Genomic DNA, 12,217 nt, shown 5'->3' on the forward strand with positions numbered 1-12,217 from the left:
TTAAACCAGAATCAACAGAGCCAATACGACCACTGCACCCACACCCATAGACGCTATATACCAACGCACCTGACCGTTCTCGCTCACTGTCAGACCTCGGTTCCCCCAGCGGGAGAAGATGGCCGGCAGATTCATCATCGAGTTCAGCGGATCACGTTGCAGCAACTTCGCAATACCCAGGTACGGCTTGACGAACACTTTGTCGTACAGCCAGTCGAAGCCCCAGGCATGGAACCACCAGGTCGAGAAGAAACGTCCCGGTGCGCTCTTGGCAATGCGGGTCACCAGGCTACGTTTGCCCAGCCACAGTGCCGCCGCCAACAGGATGCCGACAATAGCCACTACGCCGGAGGTGATCTCCAGTTGCAGTACGCTACCGTGCGCCAGCTCGGTGGTGTCTGGCAGTACGCCCTGCAGTGGCGGAACGATCATCGCGCCAACGAAGGTGGACAGCACCAGCAGAACCAATAGCGGCAGGTGGTGAGTGATGCCTTTACCGGCATGCGCTTTGATTTTCTCTTCGCCATGGAACACGATGAAAATCATACGGAAGGTGTACAGCGAGGTCATGAACGCACCGATCAGACCGGCAATCATCAGGTTGATGTGACCGTTAGCCATCGCACCGGCCAGGATCTCATCCTTACTGAAGAAGCCTGCGGTGATCAGCGGCAAGGCCGACAGCGCAGCGCCACCCACCAGGAAGCAGACGTAAACCAGCGGAATGCTCTTGCGCAGGCCACCCATCTTGAAGATGTTCTGCTCGTGATGGCAGGCCAGGATCACCGAACCGGAGGACAGGAACAGCAGCGCCTTGAAGAACGCATGGGTCATCAGGTGGAAGATAGCCGCATCCCACGCCTGCACGCCCAACGCCAGGAACATGTAGCCAATCTGGCTCATGGTGGAGTAGGCAAGTACGCGTTTGATATCGGTCTGCACCAGCGCGGCAAAGCCGGCCAGCACCAGGGTCACCGCCCCGATAATCCCCACCAGATGCAGTACTTCCGGCGCCATCAGGAACAGGCCGTGAGTACGGGCAATCAGATAAACGCCCGCGGTCACCATGGTCGCCGCGTGGATCAGTGCGGAAACCGGGGTTGGACCCGCCATCGCATCTGCCAGCCAGGTCTGCAACGGCAACTGCGCCGATTTACCGACCGCACCACCCAGCAACATCAGGGTAGCCCAGGTGATCGCCGTATCGCCGATCGCCAGTTTTTGCGGTGCCAGGATCATCAGTTCGCGGATGTTCAGCGTGCCCAGCTCGTTGTAGAGAATGAACAGCGCAAACGCCAGGAACACATCACCAACGCGAGTCACGATGAAGGCTTTCATCGCCGCCGCACCGTTGGCCGGATCCTTGTAATAGAAGCCGATCAACAGATAGCTGCACAGGCCCACGCCTTCCCAACCCAGGTACAGCAGCAACAGGTTGTCCGCCAGTACCAATATCACCATGCTGGCGATAAACAGGTTGGTGTAAGCGAAGAAGCGTGAGTAGCCCTCTTCACCGCGCATGTACCAGGAAGCGAACATGTGAATGAAGAAGCCCACGCCGGTCACCACTGACAGCATGGTCAACGACAGGCCATCCAGCGTCAGAGTCACGCCAATGTTGAAGTTACCGACGCTCATCCAGTTCCACAGGCTTTGCTCAAACAGCTGCACGCCAGTGGCTTTCTGGGCGAAGAAATCCATCCCCACATAGACAGTGACCAGAGCAGCCAGGCCGATAGAGCCTACGCCGACGGTTGCCGAGGTGTTCTCAGACCAGCGGCCACGGGAAAAGGCCAACAGCAGGAACCCGATCAGCGGTAGCAGAATAGTTAAATATAATAGGTTCATCCGCGCATCTCACTGACAGTATCAATATTCAGGGTATGACGACGACGGTAAAGCTGCAGCAGCAATGCCAGACCAATACTGGCCTCGGCGGCTGCCAGGCTGATCGCCAGGATATACATCACCTGCCCGTCCGGTTGGCCCCAGTAGCTGCCCGCAACGATAAACGCCAATGCTGCGGCGTTGATCATCACTTCCAGACTGATCAGCATAAACAGCAGATTGCGACGGACCAGCAACCCGGTCAGACCCAGGACGAACAGGACTGCCGCCAGGATCAGGCCATGTTGAAGAGGGATCATGCTTGCTCCTCCGATTTTCTTCTCGCCATTTCGCTACTGGCCGGGGCGTTGCTCAACACCTCACCCGGTTTGTGCTCACGGCCAATGTGGAAGGCAACAACCAGACCTGCCAACAGCAGCATTGAAGCCAGCTCAACCGCCAGAACGTAAGGACCAAACAGGCTGATCCCCACCGCTTTAGCGTCAACCATCTCACCGCTGATGCCCTGATCGGACACGCTGCGGATAGCGACAATCAGCACCGCCAACAGCGCCAGCGACAAGATGCCAGGGCCGATCCACACCGACGGCTTCAGCCAATCGCGCTCTTGCTGCTGCACCGCGTTGCCGAGGTTCAGCATCATAACCACGAACACGAACAACACCATGATGGCGCCGGCGTAGACGATGATTTCCAATGCCGCGGCGAAGTACGCGCCGAGTGAGAAAAAGACTGCAGAGATCGCCAGTAACGAAACGATCAGATACAGCAACGCATGCACAGGATTGGTATGCGAGATCACGCGAATTGTCGAGATCACCGCAATAAAACCTGCCAGATAAAAGGCAATTTCCATGCTTGCTGGCTCCTTAAGGCAACAGACCTTTGACGTCGATCGGTTTGGCTTCGTTTTCGGCTTCGCCCTTGGCTTTGCCGTCAATCGCCATACCGGCCATCCGGTAGAAGTTATATTCCGGATATTTACCCGGCCCCGAGATCAACAGATCTTCTTTTTCGTACACCAGATCCTGACGCTTGAACTCACCCATTTCGAAATCCGGCGTCAGCTGGATCGCGGTAGTTGGGCAAGCTTCTTCGCACAGGCCGCAGAAAATGCAGCGCGAGAAGTTGATGCGGAAGAACTCCGGGTACCAACGGCCGTCTTTCTGTTCTGCTTTTTGCAGCGAGATACAGCCCACCGGGCAGGCAACCGCACACAGGTTACACGCCACGCAGCGCTCTTCGCCGTCCGGATCGCGCGTCAGCACGATGCGGCCACGGTAGCGCGGCGGCAGGTAAACCGGTTCTTCCGGATACATCTGGGTTTCGCGTTTGGCGAAGGCGTGCAGGCCTATCATCCAAATACTGCGCACCTGGGTGCCGAAACCAACCAATAACTCTTTCAATGTCATGGTTTATTCACCCCTTATTGAGCGTTGTACAAAATGACTGCGGCAGTCGCCAGCAGGTTCAGTAGCGTCAACGGCAGACAGACTTTCCAGCCGAAGGACATCACCTGGTCATAGCGCGGGCGTGGCAGAGCAGCACGAATCAGAATGAACATCATCATGAAGAAAGCCGTTTTCAGCGCGAACCAGATGAATGGCGGTAGGAAAGGACCCTGCCAGCCACCGAAGAACAACGTCACAATCAGGGCAGAAACGGTGACGATACCTATGTATTCACCCACGAAGAACAGACCGAACTTCATGCCGGAATATTCAATGTGGTAACCGTCAGCCAGTTCCTGCTCGGCTTCCGGTTGGTCAAACGGGTGACGGTGACACACCGCCACGCCGGCAATCGCAAAGGTAATGAAACCAAAGAATTGCGGGATGACGTTCCACATATGCGCCTGAGATTCAACGATCGCCTGCATGTTGAAGGAGTCCGCCTGCGCCACCACACCCATCAACGACAGGCCGATGAACACTTCGTAGCTCAGGGTTTGCGCAGAAGCACGCATCGCCCCCAACAGCGAGTATTTGTTGTTGCTCGACCAGCCGGCAAACAGCACGGCGTAAACCGCCAGGCCGGCCATCATCAGGAAGAACAAAATACCGATGTTGAGGTCGGACACCGCCCAGGTCGGACTGACCGGGACGATGGCAAATGCCAGCAACAGGGAAGTAAAGGCGATCATCGGCGCCAGGGTAAAGATCACCCGGTCGGAGAATTTCGGTACCCAGTCTTCCTTGAAGAACATTTTGATCATGTCGGCGACCAGCTGCAGTGAGCCACCCCAGCCGACACGGTTCGGTCCATAACGGTTCTGGAACAAGCCGAGCAAACGGCGTTCGCCGAAGCTCATGAATGCCCCACAGGTGACTACGACCAGCAGGATCACTACCGCTTTAAGAATGGAGATCAGAATGTCGATCACCTCAGGGGTAAACCAGCTCATCGTGTTGCCTCCCGCAGATTTTCAACCGTTGCACCCACCAGTACCGGCGAGATCCCTGGCAAGCCGAGCGGTAAGCCCACCTGGCCCTGGGCCAGGGTTTCACTCAGACGCACCGGCAGACGCAAGGTCTGACCCGCACAGCTGAACTCCACCAGCGCACCGGCATTGACGCCAAGCGCAGCAGCGTCGGTCGGGTTGACCATCACATAAGCATCCGGCATGCGCTGCTGAATCACCCCGGAACGCTGTGACATTTCATCACTGCCGAACAGGTGGTAATACGGCGCGACACGCCAGCCTTGCTGTTGACCAAAGGCGGCAGGCACTTGGGTGAAGTAACCCAGCTTGCCCTCCCCCGCTTCGATCAAGCGCACGCCCGGATCGCCATGACGCAGCTTGCCACCCACTTCGGCTTGGAATTTGTTCCAGGCTTGCGGTGAGTTCCAACCTGGTGCCCAGGCGAACGGGATCTGCTGACGATCGGCAAACGGGCTGTTGTTCCCTTCCATTGAGAAGGCAAACATGGTGTCTTTATCCTGCGGCTGACGCGGTTCGTGCACGCTGATATTGGCGCGCATCGCCGTACGGCCACTGGAGCGGATCGGAGAACGTGCCAGTTTCTGGCCGCGGATACGGAAACTCGCGTCCGGTGCGGCGTCGACAATACCCTGCAACTGCGGCAACGCGGTGACACAGGCTTCGATCACATGGTCGAGCTGAGTCCAGTCCACGTGGCGGCTGGTATAGGTGGAATGCAGCGAGTGCATCCAACGCCAGCTTTCCAGCATCACGGTGTAAACGTCTTTCTTCGCGTCGTCGTAGTACGCCGGATCGTAAACCTGGAAGAAACGCTGTGCGCGGCCTTCCTGGTTGACCAGAGTACCGTCGCTTTCGGCGAAGCTGGCCGCCGACAGGATCAGGTTAGCCTTGTCCATGATGGCGGTACGCTGGTGATCGACCACGATCAGGTTGCTGACCTTGGCCAGCGCAGCGTCCACTTTCGCCGCCGGCGCATGCCGGTAGAGATCGTTTTCCATCACGATGGCCGTGTCGGCTTCGCCGCTTTCCAGCAGGGTCAGAGCCTGATCGAGCGAACCGCCGCCGATCATCGACAAACCGATGCTGTTGGCAGCGCTGGCGACAAAGGTGATGCCGACGTCAGAACCGCGATCCTTCAGCGCTTTGGCGATGTTGGCCGCCGCTTCGATGATGGCTTCGCTGCCGGCGTTGCTGCCGGTAACGATCAGCGGTTTACGCGCGTCGGTCAGCGCCTGCACGATGATATCGACTTTCTTGTTCAGGCCGTCAGCCAAATCGTTGACCGCCGGTGCCGCGTTGTCCAGCGCATGGGCGATAGCGAAGCCGAAGCGCGCCTGCTCATCCACCGGTGCACGGTAATTCCATGCCGCGATGTCGTCCAGACGGGTGTTATCCACGTTGGTAACGAACAGCGGGTGTTTGGCGTGCTGGCCGATGTTCTGCACCGCAGCAATCTGCCAGTCGGCAACGCGTTGGGCCGCAGCCATGGCGCGAGCCTTGCCCTTCACCGCCTGACGTACCGACAGGGCAATACGTGCACCGGTCTGGGTCAAATCTTCACCCAGCACCAGCACCGCGTCGTAACCTTCGATTTCGCGCAGCGCAGGGGTGTGAACACCGCTGTTTTGCAGCACGTTCAGCATCAGGTCCAGACGGCCCTGCTCGGCCTGCGAGATACCGGTGTAGAAGTTCTCGGCACCCACCAAATCACGCAGTGCGAAGTTACTTTCCAGACTGGCGCGTGGTGAGCCAATGCCGATGGTTTTCTTCGCCTGACGCAGAATATCCGCAGCGCCCTGCATCGCCTGCTCGGCGTTCAGGGTGATCCAGTCGTTGCCACGCAGTTGTTGTGGCTGACGCGGACGATCTTTCTGGTTCACGTAGCCATAACCGAAGCGGCCGCGGTCACACAGGAAGTAGTGGTTCACGCTGCCGTTATAACGGTTTTCGATACGACGCAGTTCACCATAGCGTTCGCCTGGGCTGGTGTTACAGCCGATGCTGCACTGCTGGCAGATGCTTGGCGCAAACTGCATGTCCCACTTACGGTTATAGCGCTCGGAGTGGGTTTTATCGGTGAACACGCCGGTCGGGCACACTTCCACCAGGTTGCCGGAGAACTCGCTTTCCAGCGTGCCGCTCTCGGTACGACCGAAGTAGACGTTATCGTGCGCGCCGTACACACCGAAGTCGGTGCCGTCCGCATAATCCTTGTAGTAGCGCACACAACGGTAACAGGCGATACAGCGGTTCATCTCATGCGAGATAAACGGCCCCAGCTCCTGGTTGTTGTGAGTACGCTTACTGAAGCGGTATTTACGGAAGCTGTGGCCGGTCATTACTGTCATATCCTGCAGGTGACAGTTACCGCCTTCTTCACATACCGGACAGTCGTGCGGGTGGTTGGTCATCAACCACTCAACCACGCTTTCACGGAACTGTTTGGCTTCGCCATCGTCGATGGAAATAAAGGTTCCATCGGATGCCGGTGTCATACAAGACATCACCAAACGGCCACGCGTATCTTCCGCGTTTTGGTATTGCTTTACCGCACATTGGCGGCAAGCGCCGACGCTTCCCAGCGCCGGATGCCAGCAAAAGTAAGGAATATCGAGCCCGAGGGAGAGACAAGCCTGCAGCAGGTTGTCGGCCCCATCTACGTCGTATTCTTTGCCGTCTACATGAATCGTAGCCATAGTCAGCATGCTTCCAAGTGGCCTGCCTTGCGGCAGGCGTTAATCAAAAATTCTGGCCGTGTCGTCGGGGCGAGTCGGCTTACCAGCGTTGCTTCAGCAGATTGTTCGGCTGAATACCGCCAATCGCATGCGCGTTACTGAAGTGCTTCACGGCAATGCCCGCTTCGAACTCTTCACGGAAATATTTAATCGCGCTTTGCAGTGGCTCTACGGCACCTGGCGCATGGGCGCAGAAGGTTTTGCCCGGGCCGAGAGAACGGCACAGCTGCTCAAGGGTTTCGATATCCCCCGGCTGCCCTTCGCCATTCTCCAGCGCACGCAGGATCTTCACGCTCCACGGCAGACCGTCACGGCATGGCGTACACCAGCCGCAGGACTCGCGAGAGAAAAATTCTTCCAGGTTACGCACCAGCGGAACCATGCCAATCTCGTGGTCTACGGCCATCGCCAGCGCGGTACCGAGACGGCTACCGGCTTTACCGATGCTCTCGAAGTCCATCGGCAGATCGAGGTGATCGGCGGTCAGGAAGTCGGTGCCCGCGCCGCCTGGCTGCCAGGCTTTGAAACGCAGACCGTCACGCATGCCACCGGCGTAATCTTCCAGAATTTCACGTGCGGTGGTGCCAAACGGCAGCTCCCAAACGCCTGGGTTTTTCACCCGGCCGGAGAAGCCCATCAGTTTGGTACCGGCGTCGTTACTCTTGCCGGCGGAGATCCCCTTGTACCAGTCAACGCCGCTTTCAAGGATCGCCGGAACGTTGCACAGGGTTTCTACGTTATTGACGCAGGTCGGTTTGCCCCAGACACCGGAGGACGCCGGGAAAGGTGGCTTGGAACGCGGGTTGGCACGGCGGCCTTCCAGCGAGTTGATCAGTGCGGTTTCTTCGCCACAGATGTAGCGACCGGCGCCGGTATGAACAATCAGCTCGAAGTCGAAGCCGCTGCCCATGATGTTCTTGCCCAAATAACCGGCTTCGGTGGCTTCAGCGATCGCCCGGCGCAAATGCACCGCAGCTTCGATGTACTCACCACGCAGGAAGATGTAGCCGCGATAGGCCTTCAGCGCGAACGCCGAGATCAGCATGCCTTCCACCAACAGGTGCGGCAGTTGCTCCATCAGCAAGCGGTCTTTATAGGTGCCCGGCTCCATTTCATCGGCGTTACACAGCAGGTAACGGATGTTCATGGATTCGTCTTTCGGCATCAGGCTCCACTTCAAACCGGTGGAGAAGCCCGCACCGCCGCGACCTTTCAACCCGGCGTCTTTCACCAGGGTGACGATCTCGTCCGGAGCCATGCCCTTGATGGCCTTTTCGGCACCGGCATAGCCGTTCTTGCTGCGGTATTCATCCAGCCAGACCGGCTGTTTGTCATCGCGCAGCCGCCAGGTCAGCGGGTGCATTTCGGGAGTGCGCACAATGTCTTTAATCATTGATACTGCTCCAGTAGCGTCTCGATATCTTCAGGCTTCAGCTGACTGTGAGTGTCCTCATCAATCATCATGGTCGGCCCTTTATCGCAGTTGCCCAGGCAGCAGGTTGGCAGCAGAGTGAAACGGCCATCAAAGGTGGTTTGACCCGGTTTGATGCTCAGCTTCTTCTCAATGGCGGCCTGAATGCCCTGGTAACCGGTGATGTGACAAACAACGCTGTCACAATAACGGATCACGTGACGTCCTACTGGCTGACGGAAAATCTGGCTGTAGAACGTGGCCACGCCTTCTACGTCACTGGCAGGAATGCCCAGCAGCTCCGCGATGGCATAAATCGCCCCATCCGGAACCCAGCCACGCTGCTTCTGCACAATTTTCAGTGCTTCGATAGAGGCGGCGCGTGGGTCCTCGTAATGGTGCTTTTCGTGCTCGATCGCATCACGTTCTTCCGCACTCAGCTCAAATGCATCAACGCCGCTCTGAGGAGCGGCCGCATTGATAGGTTCAAGCGCGGGGTTATTCGCGTGATTGTCTTTTTGATCATGCATAGTTAGCGGTCCACATCTGACATTACAAAATCGATACTACCCAGATAGACGATCAGGTCGGAGACCAGGCTGCCACGGATTACCGCTGGGATTTGCTGCAGGTGCGCAAAGCTTGGCGTACGTACCCGGGTGCGGTAGCTCATGGTGCTGCCGTCGCTGGTCAGGTAGTAGCTGTTGATCCCTTTAGTGGCTTCAATCATCTGGAATGATTCGTTGGCTGGCATCACCGGGCCCCAGGAAACCTGCAGGAAGTGGGTGATCAGCGTTTCAATGTGCTGCAGCGTGCGCTCTTTCGGCGGCGGCGTGGTCAGCGGGTGATCGGCCTTGAACGGGCCTTCCGGCATGTTGTTCAGGCACTGTTCGAGAATGCGCAAGCTCTGGCGCAGCTCTTCCACCTTCAGCATCACACGGGTGTAGCAGTCGCTGTTACCGTCACCGACCGGAACTTCGAAATCGAAATTCTCATAGCCGGAATACGGACGCCATTTGCGCACATCGAACTCGATACCGGTGGCACGCAGACCCGCGCCAGTGACGCCCCACTCCAACGCTTCTTTCGCATTGTAGGATGCCACGCCAACGGAACGGCCTTTCAGGATGCTGTTCTTCAGTGCGGCCTTGACGTAAGAATCCAGACGTTTTGGCATCCACTCAAGGAACTCGCGCAGCAGGCGATCCCATCCGCGCGGCAGGTCGTGTGCAACACCGCCAATACGGAACCAGGCCGGGTGCATACGGAAACCGGTGATCGCTTCAACCAGATCGTAGATTTTCTGACGGTCGGTAAAGGCGAAGAACACCGGGGTCATGGCGCCGACGTCCTGAATGAAGGTACTGATGTACAGCAGGTGGCTGTTGATACGGAACAGTTCGGACAGCATCACGCGGATGGTATCAACGCGATCCGGCACCTTGATGCCTGCCAGTTTCTCAACTGCCAGCACGTAAGGCATTTCATTCACGCAGCCGCCGAGGTACTCGATACGGTCGGTGTACGGAATATAGCTGTGCCAGGACTGACGCTCGCCCATCTTCTCGGCGCCACGGTGGTGGTAACCGATATCCGGTACGCAGTCGACAATATCTTCGCCATCCAACTGCAGAATGATACGGAATGCACCGTGCGCAGACGGGTGGTTCGGGCCGAGGTTAAGGAACATGAAGTCCTCGTTCTCGGTACCGCGCTTCATGCCCCAGTCTTCCGGTTTGAAAGTCAGCGCTTCCATTTCCAGATCTTCTTTCTGTTTGGTCAACACAAAGGGATCGAATTCGGTGGCACGCGCCGGGTAATCTTTACGCAGCGGGTGGCCTTCCCAGGTTTGCGGCATCATGATGCGCGTCAGGTGCGGGTGGCCGTCGAAGGTAATACCGAACATTTCCCAGGTTTCACGCTCATACCAGTTGGCATTAGGGAATACCTTGGTCGCTGTGGGCACGTGCAGGTCTTTTTCAGACAGCGCCACTTTCAGCATGATGTCGCGGTTGCGTTCGATAGAAATCAGATGATAGAAAACAGAAAAATCCGCAGCAGGCAAGCCGTCGCGGTGGGTACGAAGACGCTCGTCCATGCCATGCAGATCGAACAGCATGACATAAGGCTTCGGCTGCTTTCTCAAAAACGTCATTACTTCCAGTAACTGATCGGCTTTGACCCATACCACGGGTATTCCGGTACGGGTAGGCTGAACAGTAAAGGCTTCCGGCCCAAAACGGTTGCGCAGTTCGCCAATCACCGGATCGTCAAGGTGATCTCTGGTTTGCCAGGCCGGCAATGCGTCGTGCGTCGTTGAATCTGTCATAATTTTTTTCACCACACTGAAGGGTTATTTCGCCGCAAGTTCACTTTTCGCTGTGTTAACCAATAGCGCACTAAGATGGACGTTAAATGAACGTCTTAAATCTCGTCAGGCGTCCGAAGGTTGGTCACCGCGATACGCTCGCCGTGTTTACGCTCTCTTTCAGACTGCATGTTGGCGCGGTAAACACCCTGATCGCCGACAACCCAGGACAGAGGGCGGCGTTCTTTGCCAATAGATTCCTGCAACAGCATCAGTGCCTGCATGTAAGCTTCCGGGCGCGGTGGACAGCCAGGAATGTACACGTCGACCGGCAGGAACTTGTCCACGCCCTGTACCACGGAATAGATATCGTACATGCCGCCGGAGTTGGCACAGGCACCCATGGAGATCACCCATTTTGGTTCCAGCATCTGTTCGTACAGACGTTGAATAACCGGGGCCATCTTGGTAAAGCAGGTACCGGCCACCACCATCAGGTCAGCCTGACGCGGTGATGCACGCAGAACTTCAGCACCAAAACGCGCCACGTCGTGAACGGCGGTAAACGACGTCACCATCTCCACGTAACAGCACGAAAGGCCGAAGTTATACGGCCAAATAGAGTTTTTACGCCCCCAGTTCACCATGTCATGCAATGCATGTTCGAGTTTACCCATGTAAACCGTGCGGTGAACCTGTTGGTCCAGGGGATCGGCAACGATCTCCTGTTTTTGCAGGGGGTAACGGTCGTTCTCACCGTTCGGGTCTATGCGGGTGAGCGTATAGTCCATCTTAATGCCTCGTTTTTAACCGACTACTGCGGATGACTGTTAGTGGCGTTTTTGATTGTGCCTGGCTTGCTCTGGCGCCGGGAGCGCACCGGAGTCCAATCCAATGCGCCAATACGCACCAGATAAACCAGCCCAGCCAATAACACCAAAATGAAAATGGCGGCTTCGATAAAGCCTACCCACCCGCTCTCACGTATGGAGACCGACCAGGCGTACAGGTACAAGGCTTCAACATCGAAAATAACGAAGAACATGGCGACCAGGTAGAACTTGGCGGACAGACGCATGCGCGCCGTACCGACCGAGTCGATGCCTGATTCAAACGGGGTATGTTTGGCGCGCGCACGGGCTCTCCCACCCAGGAAGAACGCACCCATAAGCATTAAACAGCAAAGCCCGATTGCCACGACAAAAAATACGGCGAACGCCCAGTGATGAGCGATAACTTCAGTGGTTGTTGACATACTCTATGCTTACTCATCAAAAGTGGCGTCGATCGCTCTGCTCTTGTTTCTGGCAGTTAGTGCACCACATCGATTTAAGGGAAGGATAAATAAACCACACAAACAAACTGCTATTACAGCAAGTTAGCCAGCGTTTTACTGTGGGCTTTTTACTCCTTTCTATAACCTTTTGTCAACTTTGACAAAAGTATCTACACACTAGTTTACATACATATCA

The 12,217-nt window shown here is 56.6% G+C and carries 11 protein-coding genes; all 11 read right to left on the bottom strand.

Annotated features, from left to right (window positions below; all coding sequences use genetic code 11):
• The 11 genes from nuoL to BEI65_RS00280 all read right to left on the bottom strand — a co-directional run bounded on the left by nuoL (position 1) and on the right by BEI65_RS00280 (position 12,000).
• Positions 1 to 1,848, bottom strand: coding sequence for an NADH-quinone oxidoreductase subunit L (nuoL, locus tag BEI65_RS00230; protein ID WP_099061605.1), 1,848 nt, complete (start codon positions 1,846 to 1,848; stop codon positions 1 to 3).
• On the bottom strand, positions 1,845 to 2,147 hold the full coding sequence (gene nuoK, locus BEI65_RS00235) for an NADH-quinone oxidoreductase subunit NuoK (RefSeq protein ID WP_085117770.1): 303 nt from the start codon (positions 2,145 to 2,147) through the stop codon (positions 1,845 to 1,847). Before nuoK ends, nuoL begins: the two co-directional genes overlap by 4 nt.
• The gene (nuoJ, locus tag BEI65_RS00240; RefSeq protein WP_085117771.1) at positions 2,144 to 2,704 is read right to left on the bottom strand and encodes an NADH-quinone oxidoreductase subunit J; all 561 of its coding nucleotides are present in this window, start codon (positions 2,702 to 2,704) and stop codon (positions 2,144 to 2,146) included. Before nuoJ ends, nuoK begins: the two co-directional genes overlap by 4 nt.
• Positions 2,705 to 2,717: 13 nt before the next feature.
• A complete protein-coding gene (gene nuoI, locus BEI65_RS00245; protein WP_004947256.1) occupies positions 2,718 to 3,260 on the bottom strand; it encodes an NADH-quinone oxidoreductase subunit NuoI in 543 nt (180 codons plus the stop codon).
• Positions 3,261 to 3,274: 14 nt separating this feature from the next.
• A complete protein-coding gene (gene nuoH / locus BEI65_RS00250; protein WP_085117774.1) occupies positions 3,275 to 4,252 on the bottom strand; it encodes an NADH-quinone oxidoreductase subunit NuoH in 978 nt (325 codons plus the stop codon).
• Positions 4,249 to 6,987: an NADH-quinone oxidoreductase subunit NuoG gene (gene nuoG, locus BEI65_RS00255; protein WP_099061643.1), complete on the bottom strand. Its 2,739-nt coding sequence runs from the start codon at positions 6,985 to 6,987 to the stop codon at positions 4,249 to 4,251. The genes nuoH and nuoG overlap by 4 nt, the downstream gene beginning before the upstream one ends.
• A gap of 79 nt (positions 6,988 to 7,066) precedes the next feature.
• Positions 7,067 to 8,419, bottom strand: coding sequence for an NADH-quinone oxidoreductase subunit NuoF (gene nuoF, locus BEI65_RS00260; RefSeq protein WP_099061606.1), 1,353 nt, complete (start codon positions 8,417 to 8,419; stop codon positions 7,067 to 7,069).
• Positions 8,416 to 8,967, bottom strand: a complete 552-nt coding sequence (gene nuoE, locus BEI65_RS00265) for an NADH-quinone oxidoreductase subunit NuoE (RefSeq protein ID WP_099061607.1) — start codon at positions 8,965 to 8,967, stop codon at positions 8,416 to 8,418. Before nuoE ends, nuoF begins: the two co-directional genes overlap by 4 nt.
• Positions 8,968 to 8,969: 2 nt before the next feature.
• Entirely contained in the window at positions 8,970 to 10,766 is a 1,797-nt protein-coding gene (gene nuoC, locus BEI65_RS00270) for an NADH-quinone oxidoreductase subunit C/D (RefSeq protein WP_099061608.1), read from the bottom strand.
• Between the two features lie 95 nt (positions 10,767 to 10,861).
• Entirely contained in the window at positions 10,862 to 11,536 is a 675-nt protein-coding gene (locus BEI65_RS00275; protein WP_004947278.1) for an NADH-quinone oxidoreductase subunit B family protein, read from the bottom strand.
• A gap of 23 nt (positions 11,537 to 11,559) precedes the next feature.
• Complete coding sequence (locus tag BEI65_RS00280; RefSeq protein ID WP_012146022.1) at positions 11,560 to 12,000, bottom strand: NADH-quinone oxidoreductase subunit A; 441 nt, start codon at positions 11,998 to 12,000, stop codon at positions 11,560 to 11,562.
• Between the last annotated feature and the right edge of the window lie 217 nt (positions 12,001 to 12,217).

The organism is Serratia sp. BW106, assembly GCF_002607755.1.
Taxonomy (GTDB): Bacteria; Pseudomonadota; Gammaproteobacteria; order Enterobacterales; family Enterobacteriaceae; genus Serratia; species Serratia proteamaculans.